Here is an 18,978-nt window from a genome sequence, read left to right as displayed (position 1 = left end):
AATATGAAATTTCGAGTTAGCAACGTTTTATTTTTGATTTCACTGCTTGTTGTTCTTGGTGGTTGCGGAGGCAAAAGTGCGCCGACCCGCTTTTATATGCTGGAAGCAGGTAGCGCCAGTCCGTCTTTGACCCAAGCCAGTCCGGTAGTTATTCTGGAAGAGGTGACTATTCCACCGTACCTTGATCGGCCCAATATCGTAACGCGAACAAGCGGAGCAAGGGTGCATCTGGCCGAATTTGATTATTGGGCAGAGCCGCTACGTGATGCTGTTGCGCGTCATCTTTTGATGGAGCTGTCCAGAGCTTCTGGCGCCACAGTGATCGTGGCTCATTCTGTTGAAAGAGATTTTACCTTGAAAGTTGCCATGCTGCGCTTTGATGCAACAGAAGACGGGCAGGCAATCCTTCAGGCCATGTGGCGCCTTGAGCCTTATCAGGAACAGTCAGGCGGTTCTGCCAAGTCGTGGCGGCATGCTTCTTATAGTGAAAAAGCAACAGACTCATCTTATGCTGCGATTGTGAATGCTCAAAGCAGGTTACTGAGTAAGCTGGCAGAAGAAATTGCAACTTCAATCAAGTAACAGCGGTTTCCAGCTTAAAAAACAAAGCCCGCTGACACCACTCGGCGGGCTTTGTTTACGGGGAGAGACAGGCGTAACAACAATGCTACAAACTGTGCCTGCCAAATCTTTTTATTAGCATTCGTTGTGTTAATAAATATTAACACAACGAATAAATAATTATCTTAATGAATTAATATCAAGCTTAGATCCGCAGCATGGGCATCGGGCAAGCAAGGCAGAGCTTTCATCGTCTGCAGTGTTGAAAAAAACGGTGTGCCACGAGTTGAACAGGTAGCGTACCCAGACAGAGGCTCCACAAGAGCAAAAACGTTGTTGCATGGCGGTCTCCTTTGTTGCAAAAAGTTAACATGCAGGTGCTTAAAAAAGGCGGCGCACCGCCTTATGTATAAAATAATTACTGGTACTCTCTGCCTACCCAGATGACTTTACCTATGATTCGAACAGTTTCAAGTTCATCTCCGCGAAGGTAGACAGGGGAGTAAGCCGGATTATCACTATGTAAAATAAGCCCTTCAGGCTTTTTTTCAACTCGTTTGACCATTACGGCGTCCTCAACGCCTACAGCAAAGATGGTCCCGTTTCGCAGAGTAGTATGTGATTGATCTACCAGCACAGTATCTCCGGCATAAATTTCAGGTTCCATACTGTCGCCGATAACATCCATCAGTACCATACTGCGAGGATTTCCCTTCTTTTGTAACCAGCTGAGCTGGAATATATGCTCTTCAACGGCAGCAGTTCCCACTTCCAGAGAACCACCACCCGCACATAGTTTTGCTTCGACTTTGGGAACAGGATAAAGTTCGGATTCAGCAAAAGCCTGCTGAAATGCTTCGATATTACCAGAACCTGTTTCCAGCCAGTCGGGAGATAGAGCAAACATTCGAGCAATCTTTAGTACCCATTTTTCAGGAACTGCATCTCTTTGCTTCGCTTGAGTAACGGCAGATCTGTTAACACCCAGAGCTTTGGCTAAAGCTTGTTGTGTCGTAAGATCTGTGGATTCTTTTACCCGGCGAAAGAATATGCTGAAAGAGAGTTTTGTCATGAATTCCTGTTTGGGTTGATGTCCGTCTGTTCACTTTTGTTAACGCAATGGTGATTAGCTGTCAACAGGACAGGAAAGATAAAGTTAACTTTTATTAACTTGTTCTCAGTCTTATTTAAGATTTCTTCGGGTGTACGAGGTATAGTCCTTGATTTCAGGGTGATATACCTGAGTCATATTCGGGCTGGTAATCAAAAAGTCTGCTGTGGAGCGGTTATAGGCTGCGGGAATGTTATAAAGTACAGCAAGCCGCAGAAGAGCCTTGATGTCAACATCGTGAGGGTGGGGGGCCATCGGGTCAATAAGGAAGAAAAGCATGTCCAGCTTTCCATCCGATATCATTGCGCCCAGCTGTTGGTCGCCGCCCAGAGGGCCGCTTTTCATAGGAGTAACGTCTAACTCTGGAAACGTTTTTTTCAGCAGGTTGCCGGTTGTGCCTGTAGCAAAAATATGGTGCCCTTTTAGAGCGTTAAGATTGTCTTTTACCCAGTCCAGCAGATCCTGCTTGCGCTCATCGTGCGCAACCATGCCGATATTTCTGATAATATCCATACCGTTTCCAGAGTTATGGAAGTGACTCTTCAGGGCCTATCAGGTCTTCGTATGTTTCTCTACGACGGATGAGGTTTGCGTGCTGTCCGCTTACCAGAACTTCTGCTGCCCGCGGGCGCGAGTTGTATTGCGAACTCATGGTAAAGCCGTACGCTCCGGCAGAGAATATGGCCAGAAGCTCGCGCTGCTCCACAGCAGGCATTATTCTGTTACGGGCAAGGAAGTCGCCGGATTCACAAATCGGCCCCACTATATCGACAGTATGCTCAGGGCGTCCCATCGGCGTTACTTCTGCCACATTGTGATGCGATTGATAGAGCGATGGGCGGATGAGGTCGTTCATTGCAGCGTCTACAATGACAAACTCCTTGCTGGCAGTTTTTTTGGTGTACTGCACTTTGGTAACCAGAATACCGGCGTTGCCTGCGATCACGCGACCGGGCTCAAGGATCAGGGTGATATCAAGCCCTGCGAGCATTTTTGTGAGAACGGAACCGAATTCCTCAGGGTGAGGCGGCTCTTCCTGATCGTACGGAATGCCCAAGCCTCCGCCAAGGTCCAGATAATTGATGCACAAGCCCGCTTTGCACAAGCGTTCACGGAACGCAAGAACACGTTCAACTGCTTCAATGAACGGTGACAGACTGGTCAGCTGTGACCCAATGTGACAGTCGATTCCCATGGGCACAATTGCAGGCATTTCCAGTGCGCGCATGTAAGCTTCATAGGACTGCTCAAGATCAAGGCCGAACTTATTCTCTTTTAGTCCTGTCGAGATATAAGGATGCGTCTGTGGGTCTACATCGGGGTTGATGCGTAGAGAAACATTGGCCGTGTGACCTGTCTGATGAGCAACCTCGTTGATCCGCTCCAGCTCGCCGCGGGACTCGACGTTAAACATCAGAATACCGGCTTCAAGTGCCTGATGGATTTCAGTGCGCGTTTTTCCGACACCGCTGTACACAATCTTTGATGGAGCAATACCCGCCCGCAATGCCCGATACAACTCGCCGCCGGAAACAATGTCCATCCCTGCACCCAGTTTGCCTAACAGGCGCAGAATATGTGTGTTTGAACATGCCTTTACAGAGTAGCATGTCAGGTGTGGAATTGAAGCAAATGCAGAATCGAATGCTGTGAAGTGTCTTTCAAAAGTAGCCTGCGAGTATACGTACAAAGGAGTGCCGTAGCTGCTGACCAGTTCGCGGATAGGTAAATCCTCTGCGTACAGTTCTCCGCCACGATATGTGAAATGATGCATAGGTTTCTCCTTGTGCGCACTAGCGAAGCGTGAGCATTTCGACGTTGCTCAGTGCATAGGGGGCATTTCTGTGAGTACTTCTGGCAACAAACCGCCAGCGGTAGCTCGGTGCGTTATCATCAACGCAGATTGTCTGAGTGAACTCATTATTTTCACCCTGAAGACCTAACATACCCGCAGAATAAGTGCGGCGCATGGTCGGCTTAAAGGGGCAAGTCGGGCAGTTTGCATCTTCCGCCACGGACTCTAATTCGATAACCACAGAATCAAGCCGCAGCATATCGCCTTGCAACGTGCCCGAAAAGCCTATGCAGTTTGTATCTACAGGTGTCGCAGCTGCTTGTGACCAGTTGAATGTCCCCGGTTTATTCTGAGGGACTGGAGGTCCTTTTTTACCGCAGCCTGTAGCTGTAAAGCTGAGGGTGAGCAGGGCGGCAAGGCACAGGAGTACCTTGCAGGCCTTTGTGGCCGATGTGCGACGGGAAGTTTTAGTCTGCATTTTGTTCAGACCCCCAGAGGAGTTTCCACTCGCTGAGCACTGTCAAAGCCTCAAGCGGAGTAAGATTGTTTGTATCAAGATCGCGCAGTGCTGTCAGGACGGGCGGCTCAAGCCGGGATGTCTTTTCCGGTTCAGTGTCTGGCGCTGGAAGATCCGGCGGTTCGGGCATTCCCGGCAGAAGACTTTGTGATGTCGCAGCGACGTCAATATGTCTGGAGCTGTTATCTTTGGCCTTTTGCTCAAGCGTTCCCAGAATTCGTCTGGCGCGTTGTACTACGTTTTGGGGAACTCCGGCCAGCTTTGCCACTTCAATACCGTAGCTTCGGTCTGAGGGGCCGGGCACCAGACGCCGGAGGAATACAATGTCACCACCCCATTCTTTAATGGCGATGTTCATGTTATGGACTCCGGGGATTTTTCCTTCCAGAGACGTCAACTCGTGGTAGTGTGTGGCAAACAGGGTGCGGATGCCCCCTTGTTGCTTTTTCATAAGCTCTTCAACGACTGCCCATGCAAGTGCAAGCCCGTCAAATGTGGACGTACCACGACCGATTTCATCTAGAATGACCAGGCTTCGTTTACCGGCCTGTCTTAAAATACGGGCTGTCTCCATCATTTCAACCATAAAGGTTGATTGGCCTTGCGCAAGGTTGTCTGATGCACCGACTCGCGAGAATATCCTGTCGCAAAAGCCTATGCGGGCTTCACGGGCTGGCACATAGGAACCTATCTGGGCAAGAATGCAGATGATGGCAGCCTGACGTAACACTGTAGACTTACCAGCCATATTAGGGCCGGTGATAAGGAGTAAACGCCGCTGGTCATCAATGCGCAGATCATTGGGAATAAAACCTGCCGAGCCTTGCACCGCTTCAACAACTGGATGGCGTCCTTCACGTATGACGATATCCTGATCGTCATGAAGTTCCGGCTTCACCCAGTTCCAGTGGCGTGCAGCCTCTGCCAGACCTTGCCAGTGGTCTAATGTGGCAAGTATATCGGCCATGAAGAGTACGCGGGGGCGTGCCTGTGCGATGTGTTCTCTGACCTGATGGAACAACTTGAGTTCCAGCGTCTTGCGTTTATCAGCCGCTGAAAACAGGCGATCTTCCAGTTCTTTCAGTTTTTCTGTGGTGTAGCGCTCTGCGTTTGCAAGGGTCTGGCGGCGGACGAAATAGTCAGGCAGTTCAGTGGCTGCAGATCTGGGGACCTCAAAGTAGTAGCCGAAGACCCGATTGTTCCCCAGCTTCATTTTGGTAACGCCGGTAGACTGTTGTTCTTCGGCCAGCAGTTCATTCAACTTTGCCGTGCCGTGCTCTGTAAGATCCATCAGCTCATCAAGTCCGGCGTGGAAACCTGCTCTGAACAGACCGCCTTCGGTGATGACATGCGGGGGATTGTCCACCAGCGCGTTATCCAGAAATTCACAATAGTCGTCCAGATCATCCCAGCTTTTCAGCAGTCTGTGCAGAAAAGCGGGCAAGGTCGTACCTTGAGCCTCGTCTGGAGTGGCGTAAGTTCCGGCAGTGCTTAACGGTGCGGCCAGCAGTTCACGGACTGGCGGCAGGGCATGCAGGCTTTGCCGCAAGGCAACATAGTCTTTGGGCGTGGCGCGGTTAAGGAATATTCGTGTGCTCAGCCTTTCAATATCATAAACAGTGTCCAGAGCTTCTCTGAGCTGCTGTCTGAGTGAGTCATTTGAAAAGAAGTGAGAAACCGCTTCCTGAGTTTCAAGAATTGGCGCCTTTTCGCGCCACGGATGCTTCAGGCGCTCCTGAAGGAGGCGTCCACCCATAGGGGTGACTGTATGATCCAGCACATGCCACAGGGTGCCTTTGCCTTTACGCCCGTCCAGCCTGCGGAATAATTCAAGGTTGCGCTCGGTTATTTCGTCGAGCAGCAGATGCTTGTTCAGATTGAGCGGTTTAAACTGCCCGAGATGATTGAGGTCCTGCTTTTGTGTTTGAGCAAGGTAAACCAGCAGCGCTCCGCAGGCACGGACAAGTTCATTTTTGCTTTCAAGGCCCAAAGCTCCCAGCTCTGCAACCTGCTGAGCCGCTAAAAGTTTTTCTGTGGCTCTGCGGGCGTCAAAATACGCACGCTCAGGCACTTTGGTGATCTGAGTGTCTGTCAGCTCCAGAGTGGCTGGGGCTGAAAGGCCGTCTGCAAGAAGCAGCTCACGAGGAGCCATTTTTTGTGCCCATTGCCAGAGTTCCTGCTCCTTACGGCTTTGAAGCCCCGACCATTCACCGGTGGAAAAGTCTACCCAGGCGAAACCGCCGGCACCGGATGTGGAATCCCAGTAAAGAGCCCCGAGGTAGTTGTGCACTTTGGGAGCCAGATTGTCATCGTCAAGCGCTGTACCGGAGGTGAGCACCCGGATGACACTTCGTTTTACAAGGCCCTTAGCCTCTTTGGGGTCTTCCACCTGTTCGCATATAGCAACTTTGAATCCCTTATCAACCAGCTGGTTTATGTAGCCTCTGGCTGCATGGTGTGGAACACCGCACATGGGGACTTTGGTTTCTGCGTTAGGGTTACGGCAGGTGAGGGCTATCTGTAGTTCGCGTGCTGCGACTTCGGCATCATCAAAAAAGAGCTCATAAAAGTCGCCCATGCGATAGAACAGCAGGGCATCGGGATATTCTTCTTTGATGTTCAAGTACTGCTCGAACATCGGAGTCAGCTTTGGGGTCTGAGTGGTCATTGGTCAAGAAATGAACAGTTGTAATCTGTTTGTATAGAATGTGTTTGCGTGTTGATGAACAATGAATGTGCAGCGGTGTTGTAAGGTGGACAACGTTAGTCCTGCAGAGATGTTCTGAAGCCTATCGAATGCCAGCTGCGACAACGAGGGCAGCGGTAGAACGTGGTTTTGCGGTGCAGACCGCAAGCTCTGCACACAAACTTTTTTACATGGTGTGCATGTTCTACAAAAAATTCAAGCTGTCCTTTGAAAACCGGCGACAACGGCTGCTGTGACATGGCGATGTCTAAAAGAGCAAGCCTTGCTGCCCAGAAATCCGGATTAAGGACCATTGTCTTGGCAAGCCATGCGTTTGCAGTTTCAGTGTCGCCACAGCGCAGCAGGTTCAGCGCACCATAGTATTGCAACAGCAAATCCGGCTTCTGGTCTTCTACTACCGATAGCACAGATTTGCAAAGCTGCATCCGAAAATTTTCAACCTGTTGCGTCGGTACGTATTTAGGAAGAGTAAGGTGCAATAAATTTTCAAGAATCAGAAAACGCAGGTCGGCAGGAACGCTTTCAAGAGCGTTGGACAATTGTTTTTTGGTTTTGCGCCAGTCTTCATCAAGGGCAGACAATTTTATGAGTTCCTGCCAAGCTTCCACGCTGCCGTGGTTTACTTTTAGCGCGCGCGAAAGAAGCTTGCGCCCTTCGTTTTTTGCCCCGCTCTGGAGTAGCTCCTGAGCGTGTCGAACAATGTAATGAGCTTGAGGGATTCTAAGCCCGAGCTTGCCGAACAAGGCTGCGGCTTGATCAAAGTTGCCGCTTTCGGCATGCAGTCGGGCCATATCGCGGGTAATTTCGTCTGACTCCCCGATAAGTCTGCGGGCCTGATCAAAAGCCTGAAGAGCGCGGTCGATGAATCCGCCGCGTTTGTAGTCGTGGCCTAACTCGAAGTAGACGCGAGCCTTCAGTTGATCTTCCAGATTAGGGCGGACGATAAGAGTATTTCGTAACTGAATGGCTCGTTCTATATCGCCCTGAGCACGAAACAGGTTGCCCAGGGCGAGATAGATTTCAACCGAGTCTGGATCATTACGCACCGCATGGCTAAGCGCTCTGATGGCGGCAAGCCTGTCACGTTCTCCCGGGTCTTCACCCAGAAGAGGCGTCAGGATTTCTTTGTCTTTAGAAGAAGACAAAAATTCCGGAAGCTTTATTGAGGGAAGGCGAAAGCGTGACAAAAAAGACACGGGTGTCTCCGCGGTTAAGCGTTAGTTGGCTGTTTTTCTGCTGCGGGCTCTTCAATAACCTCTGCTGCGGGAAGCTGGTTTGCTTCTTCCAGGGGCAGGGTGCGCAGAGAGTTTACTTCTTTTTCCAGACGGCCGATCTGCTTGCGTGCACGGCGGAGTGCTGCACCCAGACGGATGCGTTCTGCAATGAAGTAAACCAGAGTTGCCAGAGCGCCGACCAGAAAGCCCATCAGGAGCAAAAAGTAGAACGGCAGAGGAATTGTCTGCCAGGCACCCATGAATAGATCGAACCTAAGGGTAATGGGCTGCGAAAGAACCTGCGTGTTTTGCACAAAAAACAGCATGGAAACGAAAAAGAGCAGCACCAACCCCAGAACCTTGATGAAACGCATGTATATCCTCCTTAATTAATCGCCCGAGGGCAGCCTTTCGAAGTACGGTTTTAACGCGGCATACGTAGCATCGAGATGCTCCGGTATTACACGTGTTTCGTCCATAACAGCCATAAACGACGAATCCCCGTTCCAGCGCGGAACAAGGTGAAAGTGCATATGTTCGCGAATCCCTGCGCCTGCGGCTTCACCAAGGTTCAGCCCGACGTTGATTCCTTGCGGATTAAAACGTGCTTTTAAGATTCGCACACATTCCTGAATCAAGTCCATGCATTCGTGTGCTTCTTCGGGCGAAAGTTCAGCCAGACTCATCACATGGCGGTATGGGGTAACCATGAGATGGCCGTTATTATATGGAAATTTGTTCATGATGACAAAGTTGAACTTACCACGATGCAGGATTAAGCGTTTTTCGTCTTCTCGGGTATGTTCCGGAAGACAAAAAACACATGAGTCAGGCTTTGGCCCCAATATGTACTGCAGGCGCCAGGGGGCCCATAATGTCTTCATATTGTCTCCATACGTTTTTGAACATTCGCCGGTTTAGAATTTAAAAAGCACGGCAAAAATCGACTTGAGAAAAAACAACCGAAGTCCGGCGAGCTTTTCATGCAGTGTCGAAACTACCTACACAGTCAAAACGTCGAACGCAATCAAATCCTTGCTGCGCAGACGCCGGTTTTGCCTAAGTGGATGAAGGTAGGTGCCAGTCTTTGCCGAAGTTGTATTTACCAAGCAACTCGTAGGCCATTTCCAGCTGGTCTTTGCGGTTTGTCACAATGCCATCAAGTTTGGCTGCCAGAATTTCATTCAGCACCACGCCGAAGCACGGGCTGGGGGTTCCCCCCAGAACCTGCAGGTCTTCACCTGTTATGTCCGGCTCTATATCTCTGAGCTTAGTAAGGTAATGTGACACGAACTTTCTGATTTCTTCAATCTTGGTTCGTGCCATAATGTACAGAAGCCCTTCGACGGGCAGTGAATGCAGAATGTTATACAAACCGCTCATAGAGCGGTCTTTGCGGAGCCACGTGGATAAAAGCGCTGCAGCCTCACGGCTGTTTTCACGTAACATAAGAAAATCCTTTGCCTGTTTGCGCGGCAGGTACAGTCTGCCCAGCAGGTCGGATACCTCTGCATATTTGGCGTTATGACAAAGGCCCAGCAACAGAGCTATCCACGCCTCGGCTGGCGGGTCCTGATACAGCAAACGATGCCAGCCCAGCACTTTTTCCAGATCTTCTATTATCTGCTCTTTGCCATAGCTTAATGCCAGCACCGGATGTGCAGCCCGAAGTAGGTCAAACTCTTCCATGCGCTTAAAGCAGGCAAGCGGAGAGGCTTCGTTCATGATCAGTTGCAATTCATGAAACAGGCGGGAGCCGGAAAGCTTTTCAATGAGCCCCAGCCCGAGAGCATTTTTAATAAGACGCGATGTTTGAGGGCCTATGACAAAATTATAGCGTTTTTCAAACCTGATAGCGCGTAAAATGCGGGTTGGGTCTTCAACAAAGCTTAATGAATGCAGCACCCGTATACGCTTATCTTTAATGTCCTGCTGTGAGCCGAAAAAGTCTACCAGTCTGCCAAAGCCTTCGCTGTTAAGCTGAACTGCAAGGGCATTAATGGTAAAGTCACGCCTGAACAGGTCCATTTTTATGGAAGACAGCTCAACGGTCGGCAGGGCAGCGGGGTATTCGTAGTACTCTAATCTTGCCGTTGCCACGTCTATGCGGCTTTCTTTGCCAGATTCATCTTCAAAGATCACAACGGCTGTTTTAAATTTCTGGTGCTCCCGTACTCTGCCGTTCAGCTCTTCCGCAAGACGTTTGGCAAAAGCGATCCCTTCGCCCTCAACAACAATATCCAGATCAAGGTTCGGCCTGCCGAGCATCAAGTCGCGTACAAAACCTCCGACTATGTATACTGACACCCCCATGGCATCACCCAGCCTGCCGGCAAGTTCCAGCCATGCTACATGCTGTCTGGGGAGCTTTTCCCGAACGATAGTCTGGATATTGCGCTCACGTTTTTTTTCAGGCTGCAGTGTTTCCGGTATGCGGGCGGGTTCTTCGATTATTGTATTGATCAGGTCGGTTCTGGTCACCACGCCGATGGCATTACCATTAACATCTGTCACCGGAACAATACGCTGTCGCTGCCCTACAATTGTTTCCATCAATGTGTGTAAGCTGTCGTCCGGAGTGGCTGTACTAAGCTCCCGGTTCATGTAGTCGGTAACAGGAACTTCTCCCAGCCCGTGTGCTGTTGCCCGTGTGGCTGTCTGGTATTCTATGTAGCCGGAGCAGACGGCTGTTCCGGGGTGCATGATAGGAATGGCCTTGAGGCCGAAGCGCTGCATTGTTTCAGCCACTTTTGCAATACTTGCGGTTTCGTCTTCGGAAATAACCGGAGACGACATAAGCGCCCCGACAGAAAGCTGTTTGTTTACAGCAGAGTAGAGGAGAGAGAAAAGTTCATCCTTTACTTGAGATAATGTCTTGAACTTTACGGATGCAGAAGCCGCGTATGAGTGTCCGCCTCCACCTAGTTCGGTACATATTTCACCCACGTTGACATCGCTGATGCGGGAGCGGGCAACTACTTGAACCCTGTCTTCCATACGGCCGAGGGTAAAGAGCACTTGAATATTTTCCATATCCATCAGCTTGTGTGCAAGCAGAGCAAAATCCCCCATGTATGCATCCATGCTTGCTTCCGCAATAACTACTGGAATTCCATTGATGTCATGAGTATGCGCCGATTCAAGCAGCTCGTTAAGAATGCCTATTTGCTCACTGGTCAGATCTCGGGTCAGGAGTTCTGAAATTGTATTCAGATCCATACCTTGTTTCTTCAGCCAGCCGGCAGCGACAAAATCGTGTTCCGTGGTGGAGGCGAATGTAAAGGAGCCTGTATCTTCAAATATTCCCAGCCCGAGAATTGTTGCCTCGTCCGTGGTCAGGCTAGCTCCGGTTCGCATGATCTCGTGCGTCAGGATAGAAGCTGTTGCTCCCCAGTTTTGAACCTGACAGTAGGTGCCCTTGATATCTTCTTCAGTTTCTGGGTGGTGATCATAAAGGTGTACTTGAACCTCAGGACGTTCAAGTATCGCATGAACATGAGGCACCCTTGAATATTGTCTGGTATCTACAATCACCAATGTTTTTACGGAATTGACGTCGATTTCTTTAGCTTGTTTAAAGTTAAAGAGGTAGGTCGCGCTTTTGATGAAAAAATGTCTGAGGGTTCGCTCCTGACTGCCGGGAAAAAGAAGCGTAGCTCCGGGGTACAGTTTGCCAGCCGCAACAATGGAAGCCAGCGCGTCAAAGTCGGCATTGGCATGCGCAGTAACAACGACAGGGGCTGCGATTGTTCCTTGGCTGCTTGAAGTCTCGGGCATTGTAAAAGTTCCGTATATTGTCTGCTGTTATGCTTTTATTTTTGACCGTGGATGGAATTCTTTGTGAATTTTACGCAGGCGTTCCATCTCGACATGGGTGTAAATCTCTGTTGCAGCAATATCCGCGTGTCCCAGAAGCATCTGCACAGTTCTCAGGTCTGCACCGCCTTCAAGCAGGTGTGTTGCGAACGAATGCCTGAATGTGTGCGGAGAGACATTTCGCTTGATACCGGTTTGTGCAACATAACGCTGTACAGCTTTCCAGACTGCCTGCCTTGAAAGACCTTTTCCGGACCTGTTCAGAAAGATAAAGTCTTCAACCGGGTTAAAGGCAGGGCGCCAGTCTCGCAGGTACGCTGTCAAAAAATCTGCTGCTGCCGAGTGCACAGGGACAGCGCGCTCCTTTGAGCCTTTGCCAAATACTCTTACAAGGCCTGTCAGCGGATCAAAATCAAGCGGGCGTAATGAAATCAGCTCGGTAACACGCAGGCCTGCCGCGTACAGTAGTTCAAGCATTGTTCTGTCACGGAAGCCGAGCTTATCTTTTAAGTTGGGCTTGCCCAGCAAAGAGGCTATTTCATCTTGAGAAAGATATTCTGGAAGCGTCTTGGGTATTTTAGGGTTTTCCAGAAATTTAGCAGGATTAGAGTCAAGCAGGTTATGTTCTACGCCGTATTGAAACAATCCGCGTAATGATGATAACTGGCGGGCAAGCGATCTGCTTGTAAGTCCTTTGCGGCGTAGGTGCATAATATACAGCAGCAGGCTTTGATCGGTAGCATGATCAAGTGAACTGCGCTTTTCCTGCAGAAAGAGCAGGAAGCTATGAAGGTCACTTTCATATGCTGCCAGTGTATTTTCTGCCAGCCCCCGTGAAATCAGCTGATATTGCAGAAAGCTGTCAACAATCGGGTGCGAAGGAGCAGTGGGAGTGGAGGTCGTTTCATTTTTCGGCATATGAGAGCAGTGTGTAATATTCTTGATTGAAGAGATGTTTTAAGAATAGTACACAGGCCTCTGATTCGTAACAAGAGCTAAAAATTGACTCTCGTAACGACAATCGGTATTTTCGTCAGACTCTGCCGGAACGCAGATGAAGTGTTCCGGCTGTATTAAATAATCAAGGCTTATGGCAGAGCCTTGCTATACCGGCAGGGATGAAAATCCCAAGGAGACAATCGAATGACCCAGTTTACTCTCGCCGACAGGCTTGCAACGCTTCCTCCGTATCTGTTTGCACAGATTGATAAGGTAAAGGCAGAGGTTGCTGCACGTGGGGTTGATATCATCAGCCTTGGTATCGGCGATCCTGACCTTCCGACGCCCGATTTTGTTATCAAGGCGCTGCAGGAAGCTGCGGAGCGTCCTGCTAACCATCAGTATCCGTCTTATGTAGGCATGCTGACCTTCCGTCAGGAAGTGGCCAACTGGTACAAGCGTCGCTACGCTGTCGATCTTGATCCTAAAACCGAAGTGCTTACGCTGATCGGTTCGAAAGAGGGCATTGCCCACTTCCCAACCGCATTTGTAAACCCTGGTGATTTGGTACTGGTGTGCCCGCCTTGCTATCCCGTGTACGCCATTGCATCACGCTTTGTGGGCGGTGTGGTTAAAGAGCTGCCTCTGCTTGAAGAAAATGACTTCCTGCCCGACCTTGACTCCGTTGATGAGGAAACATGGAAGAAGGCCCGCTGCATTTTCGTCAACTACCCGAATAACCCCACAGCGGCTATGGCTCCGCGCAGCTTCTTTGAAAAGTTGATTGCCATTGCCAAAAAGTACGAAGTTATCGTGGTACACGATGCGGCGTACACCGAGATGTATTATAATGAAGATAACCGTCCGCTTTCCATTATGGAAATCGACGGAGCAAAAGACGTGGCCATCGAGTTCAACTCGTTGTCCAAGCCTTTTAATATGACTGGCTGGCGTATTGCTATGGCAGTCGGTAATCCTTCGCTTGTTGCCGGTCTTGGCAAAGTTAAGGAAAATACTGATTCCGGTGCGTTTCAGGCTGTTCAGGAAGCCGCTATTGTCGCCCTGCGTGACGGCGATGACTTCCTTGCCGAAATTCGCGAAATATACCGTAAGCGCCGTGACACTGTAGTCAACGCTCTGCAGAAGGTGGGCATTACTTGCCGTGTGCCGGAGGCTTCTTTGTATGTGTGGGCAAACGTACCCGAAGGATACACTTCCTCTGAGTTTGTTACCCGAGTGTTGCAGGAAACCGGCGTAGTTATGACGCCTGGTAACGGCTTCGGTGATGCAGGCGAAGGCTACTTCCGTATTTCGTTGACTGTAAACGATGAAAGGCTGGAGGAAGCGGTATCCCGCATCGCAAATCTGAAATAGCGTATATCTGCCTTGGTTCAAACCAAGGTGATACTGTGAATAATCTGGATAAGGCTGCAGCTGCTGTTGCAGCCTTATCTGGAGTTTGTGTTGAGGCAGGTTCCTCAGTTTACCGTACTGAGCCTCAGGAAAATAAAGATCAGGAGTGGTTTGCCAATCAGGTTATCCGTTGTAGTTGCCAAGGCTACTCGGCGGAAGAGTTGATGACTGCGCTGCTTTCCTGCGAAGCTGAATTAGGGCGGGTTCGGGACGTTAGTACGCCGGCTGCCCGGTTTGGTCCCAGAGTGATCGATATTGACCTGTTGTTGTACGGTGCAACGCAATCTGATAGTGAGTTGATTACGTTACCGCATCCAAGGATGTGGCAGAGGGCGTTCGTGCTGGTTCCGCTGTTAGATGTTTTTGTGGAACCACAAGAGCAGGGCGATGGTGTTATAATACGCGCTGACGTTCTGGACTCACTTGAACGGTTGGAATTTCGTGTCGAGGGCGACTGCATCTGGCAATAACTGCACCAAGAAGAGGGGTCATAAATGCTAAAGTGGTTGATCATCATCGTTGCTGGCTATCTGTTGTTTCGCATGCTGACAAACGACCAGAAGCGCAAGTCTAAAGATGGTGAAAAAGAAAAAGAGCGTATGTACGCAGCGGGTGAAATGGTTAAAGACCCGATTTGCGGCGCCTATGTTGAAAAAGATGGGGGCATTAGCGTACGCGACGGCGAGACTATTCACCGCTTTTGCAGCTATGATTGCCGCGATAAGTTTCTGGAGCAGTTGCAAGGTGGCGGAAGGGAAATTCCCGAAGCTGCCAAGCATGATGCAGATTAACTCGCTACAACTGAGTATTTCAGAACCCGTGATCATTTTGATCACGGGCTTTTTTGTGCCCAGAGTTGTTTTTCAGCTGTGCAGAATGAGACGAAAGGCATTCTTAGTGAAGATGGTTGTTGGAAAGGAAGTGCGTATTTGGCTTTTATCAAACTTCCAGCGCTCTAAGTGTGAAGGCTGAAGCTTTGTCCGGTTTTTTATATTCAGGGGCTGAAAATTGAATCTGAGGCAATGCGACCAGAATAGCTACAGGGGCGTTAGGGGAAAAGAGACGAAGTGTGATGAAAACGGAAGAGCCGCATTATTCTTATTTGAAGCTGAAAGACAGTCTGCAGGTTGGACGTTTTTAAGAAGGAAGTTGTGGCGTTGAATTGTTGGTTTCAAGGGGAAGTTTAAGGGAGAGATATATTTTTGATAATGTCTCATAATGTAAATTATGTTAACTTTTGAACATGAGAGATGATTTAAATTCAGTATATTGTGTGTTTTTATGAATTCGCGAAACAATCGATAAGCTTTCGGCTTAACGCTGCTCTGCGGTCTTGTTTTTTAATGGATGCTGGGCATTAAAAATGCCCGTCAAATATTCAATCTGACGGGCTTGATGCTTTTTTACGGCTTATGGGGTCGACTTTACGTTCACTCGTGCTCTGGGCGTGTTTTCCAGCGTTTGTGCATCCAGAACCATTGCTCCGGATACTTTCTGACGAACTCTTCAATATTTTTTGTGTAATACTCTGCAACCAGTCTGATACGTTCTTCTGTGGTGCCTTCAAGTTTGGCTGTATCAATGGGTTTATGACAATGGAAAACAAGTCGGCCATCTGGCTGTCGAGTCAGAAATACCGTCAGAACAAGCGCGTTTGCTCTGGTTGCCAATAATGCGGGTCCGCGGTTTACTGCTGCCAGCTTCCCCAGAAAAGGAAGGAAGATAGCTTCAGAGCGGCTACAGTTATGGTCGGCAAGAAAACACGCTATCGCATTGTTTTTTAATGCCTTAAGGATGGGACGAACTGCGTTTCTGTGCTCTACTATCCTTATATTATTAGCTCCTCGTAATGAGCATATAATGTTCTGTAATGTTTTGTTTTTTTGCTTGCGCATAACTACAAGCTGCTCGCGATCCGCGGGAGCGTATATTGAAAGGCAGCCTGTGAGCAGTTCCCATGCACCTAAATGGGCCGTAATGCCCACCACGGGCCTTTCTGCAGCAATCGCCTCTGCCAGATAGTGTGCGTTGTCTATGATCAGACGCTCTTTAAGTTCTTTTTTGGCTGTGGGGTTGAGTAATATTTCAAGGAATGATTGGCAGTTGCTGGAAAAACTTTCCTTAGCAATAACAACTGCTTTTTCTTTCGGAACATCCAGCCGTTTATGGATGTTCTCTATCGCCAGCTCTCTGCGGCTTTTTAAAGTCAGCCAAAATAACGAGCCAAGCCCTCTACCCAATGCTTCGATTTGTCGGGAAGTAATGATTTCCCCTAACTTCAGTACGCTTTTTGCTGCAATGCTTGTCATTTATGCCTTTCCGAGCGCATCTAGTTTGTTTTGAAGGACTCCGACTTCGCGGGTGACTTCTTCAGCTTCGAGCGAGTTTGCTTCAAGCGTATACGGCTTGCCATAGTGAATGTGGATGTCACTGAACGGTAGCGGCAACTGGAATTTGTCCCAGGCTTTTTCAAACTTCTTCGAGTTGGCCATTAAAATTCTTACAGGGACAACATGGGCAGGTGTTCGTTGTGCAAGGAATATCGCGCCCTCTTTTACTTTATGGCGAGGGCCACGCGGTCCGTCTACTGTGATGCAGCCGCAAAGGCCCTGGTTGCGCATCATTCTGGAGGCTTGAAGCAAAGCCTTCACTCCGCCTCTGGAGCTGGACCCTCTGGCTGTATGCAGTCCAAGCCGCGAAAGTACGCCAGCCAAGTATTCCCCGTCTTGGCTTTGGCTGACAACGGTGACAATTGCAAGGTCGCGCTTAACATGCATAAGAGGAAAAAGCTCGTCGTGCCACAGGGCAAAGACCATTGGCTCTTTGCGGGCCCATAGCGCGTCTATTTCTTCTCTTCCTGACTCGTTGTAGTGCAACGTTGAGCACCAGGCCTTGTAGAGACCATAAAGTGGCGGGCATACCAAGGATGGGCTGATTTTCATGTTACGCCTTTTCCAGTTCACTGGATTTGCAGCTGTTGCTGCCTTCCTCGGTTGTATGCTCTGTCTGGAACTGCATGTTGTAAAGACGGGTGTACAGGGAGCATTGGCCCAGCAGCAGCTCATGGCTGCCTTGCGATACTATTTTCCCTTTTTCCATTACCAGAATTCTGTCGGCGCCCAGAATGGTAGAAAGCCTGTGGGCGATGACAATGCTGGTTCGTTTTGCCATGAGGTTTTCAAGTGCTTTCTGAACGATTTGTTCAGATTCGGAATCAAGCGCACTGGTCGCTTCGTCCAGAATAAGCAGAGGCGCATTTTTAAGAATTGCCCGGGCAATGGTAAGGCGCTGTTTTTGTCCGCCTGACAACTTTACTCCGCGTTCGCCGATTACTGTGTCATAGCCATTCGTCAGCTGCAGAATGAAGTCGTGTGCGTATGCAGCACGGGCTGCTTCGTGTATATCTTCATCCGTTGTTTGTTCCATTCCGTAAGCAATGTTTTGGCTTACAGGAATGTTGAACAGGAAAGAGTCTTGCGAAACCATGGCGACGTTGCGGCGTAAGCTTGCAAGCGTGTAGTCGCGGATATCAACTCCATTCAGCAGAATACGTCCTTGGCTTTGTTCATAAAAGCGCGGGATGAGGTTTACAAACGTAGTCTTGCCCGCACCGCTGGGACCGACTATTGCCACTCTTTCGCCTTTTTTGACGGTCAGGTCTACGTTGTCGAGTGCAGGAGTTGCGCATCCGGCGTACTGGAATGTCAGATTTTCGAAGCGGATTTCTTCAAAATTGCCGTCAAAGGGAATTGTTCCGTCTTTTTCGACTGTGATCTCTTTTGAATCAAGAATTTCAAATACCCGCTCTGCCCCGGCCAAAGCGCGCTGTATGTCCATGTTCGCAGAATTCAGGCGCTTGACAGGGTCGTACAGCATGACAAGCGCTGCAACAAATGAGAAGAAAGTACCGGGGGTTGAGGCCCCGTCGATGACCTGCTTGCCGCCGTACCAGATGACAAGGCCGATGCCCAGTGCGCCTACAAGCTCCATAACCGGAGAGGAAAGCTCACTGAATATTGTTTCTTTTATCGCTATTTTTACTAGACGATCATTTTCTTTTTTAAAGCGCACTGCTTCTTTTTTTTCAGTGGCAAAAGCCTTTACCACTCTGATTCCGCTGAAAATCTCTTGCAGAAAAACAGAGATATCAGAGACCTTGCTTTGGTTGCGTCTTCCCAGTTTTCTGAGCTTGCGACCGAAGTACATAAAAGGCAGCGCTGCCAGCGGTAGAACAAGAACAGCCCAGATGGCTAGAAACCAATCTTGGTAGAATACAACGCCGATCAAAGTAACCATGGTGATTACCTGCCGGACAATCATTACCACAGAAGGCAAGCTGGCCCGAATGAGCATTACATCATTAATGATGCGCGACATAAGCATTCCGACCTGGTTTTCCTCATAAAACCGTGTGGGAAGGCAGATTATTTTTTCGTACAGCTCGTTCCTCAGGCGCTCAAGCACCATTAACCCGCAGTAGCGCATAAAGTAGTTCTGTATATATCGCCCGATTCCTTTGATAGTAATAATGACGATATATGCTACGGGGATAAGCATCAGCATTGTTTCGTCTTTGCGGATGAAAATATCATCCAGTGCAGGTTTTACAAGGTAAGCTGCAGCACCGGTGCAGGCCGCGACTGCAAGCATGCCTAATATTGCAAAGAAAAAATGCAGTTTGTAAGGAGTAAAATAGCCAACAATTCGAACAAAAAGGCGGCGGCTTTCAGATTGTTGTACCGCTTTTTTGTCAGCAGCTTTGTTAGATTCTTTAGACATTGATATCCGTAAGGCTGTAGTCAGCCGTTGCTTTTTGCAGTTATTATCGTCAATATCGTCTGACTGCGCGTAGGTTGCAAACTGATACGCGCTTTGAATTTCTTTTTCGTACCCAAACAGGAGCCG

Annotated in this window: 18 protein-coding genes; 4 read left to right on the top strand and 14 right to left on the bottom strand. The window is 49.2% G+C overall.

What is annotated here, in order from left to right; translation table 11 throughout:
- Positions 1-3 precede the first annotated feature (3 nt).
- On the top strand, positions 4-582 hold the full coding sequence (locus ACK5LI_RS05245) for a PqiC family protein (RefSeq protein WP_416946924.1): 579 nt from the start codon (positions 4-6) through the stop codon (positions 580-582).
- 159 nt (positions 583-741) lie between these two features.
- Here the strand turns inward: ACK5LI_RS05245 and ACK5LI_RS05240 are convergent, their stop codons facing one another.
- The 11 genes from ACK5LI_RS05240 to xerD all read right to left on the bottom strand — a co-directional run bounded on the left by ACK5LI_RS05240 (position 742) and on the right by xerD (position 12,639).
- Complete coding sequence (locus tag ACK5LI_RS05240; protein ID WP_416946922.1) at positions 742-903, bottom strand: hypothetical protein; 162 nt, start codon at positions 901-903, stop codon at positions 742-744.
- A gap of 76 nt (positions 904-979) precedes the next feature.
- Positions 980-1,633, bottom strand: coding sequence for a LexA family transcriptional regulator (locus ACK5LI_RS05235; protein ID WP_416946920.1), 654 nt, complete (start codon positions 1,631-1,633; stop codon positions 980-982).
- Positions 1,634-1,744: 111 nt separating this feature from the next.
- Complete coding sequence (locus ACK5LI_RS05230) at positions 1,745-2,185, bottom strand: methylglyoxal synthase (RefSeq protein ID WP_416946918.1); 441 nt, start codon at positions 2,183-2,185, stop codon at positions 1,745-1,747.
- A gap of 13 nt (positions 2,186-2,198) precedes the next feature.
- The gene (gene lysA, locus ACK5LI_RS05225) at positions 2,199-3,446 is read right to left on the bottom strand and encodes a diaminopimelate decarboxylase (protein ID WP_416946916.1); all 1,248 of its coding nucleotides are present in this window, start codon (positions 3,444-3,446) and stop codon (positions 2,199-2,201) included.
- Positions 3,447-3,465: 19 nt separating this feature from the next.
- Entirely contained in the window at positions 3,466-3,945 is a 480-nt protein-coding gene (locus ACK5LI_RS05220) for a hypothetical protein (RefSeq protein WP_416946914.1), read from the bottom strand.
- Positions 3,935-6,652 (bottom strand): DNA mismatch repair protein MutS, encoded by a 2,718-nt coding sequence (gene mutS / locus ACK5LI_RS05215; protein WP_416946912.1) that lies wholly within the window; start codon positions 6,650-6,652, stop codon positions 3,935-3,937. The genes ACK5LI_RS05220 and mutS overlap by 11 nt, the downstream gene beginning before the upstream one ends.
- Positions 6,653-6,747: 95 nt before the next feature.
- Positions 6,748-7,887: a tetratricopeptide repeat protein gene (locus ACK5LI_RS05210; protein ID WP_416946910.1), complete on the bottom strand. Its 1,140-nt coding sequence runs from the start codon at positions 7,885-7,887 to the stop codon at positions 6,748-6,750.
- 14 nt (positions 7,888-7,901) lie between these two features.
- Positions 7,902-8,279 carry a LapA family protein gene (locus ACK5LI_RS05205; RefSeq protein WP_416946908.1) on the bottom strand — a complete coding sequence of 126 codons (378 nt, stop codon included), beginning with the start codon at positions 8,277-8,279 and terminating at the stop codon, positions 7,902-7,904.
- 15 nt (positions 8,280-8,294) lie between these two features.
- On the bottom strand, positions 8,295-8,789 hold the full coding sequence (locus ACK5LI_RS05200) for an HIT family protein (protein WP_416946906.1): 495 nt from the start codon (positions 8,787-8,789) through the stop codon (positions 8,295-8,297).
- Between the two features lie 175 nt (positions 8,790-8,964).
- Entirely contained in the window at positions 8,965-11,682 is a 2,718-nt protein-coding gene (locus ACK5LI_RS05195) for a CBS domain-containing protein (RefSeq protein WP_416946904.1), read from the bottom strand.
- A 27-nt stretch (positions 11,683-11,709) separates the two neighbouring features.
- Entirely contained in the window at positions 11,710-12,639 is a 930-nt protein-coding gene (xerD, locus tag ACK5LI_RS05190; protein WP_416946902.1) for a site-specific tyrosine recombinase XerD, read from the bottom strand.
- Between the two features lie 225 nt (positions 12,640-12,864).
- On the opposite strand from xerD, the gene ACK5LI_RS05185 reads away from it, so the two are divergent.
- Genes ACK5LI_RS05185 through ACK5LI_RS05175 form a run of 3 tightly spaced genes read left to right on the top strand, consistent with a single transcriptional unit; the run spans position 12,865 to position 14,864 of the window.
- The gene (locus ACK5LI_RS05185; RefSeq protein ID WP_416946900.1) at positions 12,865-14,034 is read left to right on the top strand and encodes an LL-diaminopimelate aminotransferase; all 1,170 of its coding nucleotides are present in this window, start codon (positions 12,865-12,867) and stop codon (positions 14,032-14,034) included.
- Positions 14,010-14,543: a 2-amino-4-hydroxy-6-hydroxymethyldihydropteridine diphosphokinase gene (gene folK, locus ACK5LI_RS05180; protein ID WP_416946992.1), complete on the top strand. Its 534-nt coding sequence runs from the start codon at positions 14,010-14,012 to the stop codon at positions 14,541-14,543. Before ACK5LI_RS05185 ends, folK begins: the two co-directional genes overlap by 25 nt.
- A 24-nt stretch (positions 14,544-14,567) precedes the next feature.
- Positions 14,568-14,864 (top strand): transcriptional regulator, encoded by a 297-nt coding sequence (locus ACK5LI_RS05175; RefSeq protein ID WP_416946898.1) that lies wholly within the window; start codon positions 14,568-14,570, stop codon positions 14,862-14,864.
- A gap of 639 nt (positions 14,865-15,503) precedes the next feature.
- Here ACK5LI_RS05175 and ACK5LI_RS05170 read toward each other — a convergent pair.
- Genes ACK5LI_RS05170 through msbA form a run of 3 tightly spaced genes read right to left on the bottom strand, consistent with a single transcriptional unit; the run spans position 15,504 to position 18,852 of the window.
- On the bottom strand, positions 15,504-16,382 hold the full coding sequence (locus ACK5LI_RS05170) for a lysophospholipid acyltransferase family protein (protein WP_416946896.1): 879 nt from the start codon (positions 16,380-16,382) through the stop codon (positions 15,504-15,506).
- Complete coding sequence (locus ACK5LI_RS05165; protein ID WP_416946894.1) at positions 16,383-17,015, bottom strand: lysophospholipid acyltransferase family protein; 633 nt, start codon at positions 17,013-17,015, stop codon at positions 16,383-16,385.
- 1 nt (position 17,016) lies between these two features.
- Entirely contained in the window at positions 17,017-18,852 is a 1,836-nt protein-coding gene (msbA, locus tag ACK5LI_RS05160; protein WP_416946892.1) for a lipid A export permease/ATP-binding protein MsbA, read from the bottom strand.
- Between the last annotated feature and the right edge of the window lie 126 nt (positions 18,853-18,978).

This window comes from Oleidesulfovibrio sp. (genome assembly GCF_047973035.1).
GTDB lineage: Bacteria > Desulfobacterota > Desulfovibrionia > Desulfovibrionales > Desulfovibrionaceae > Oleidesulfovibrio.
This window is presented reverse-complemented; position numbering and strand designations above follow the sequence as displayed.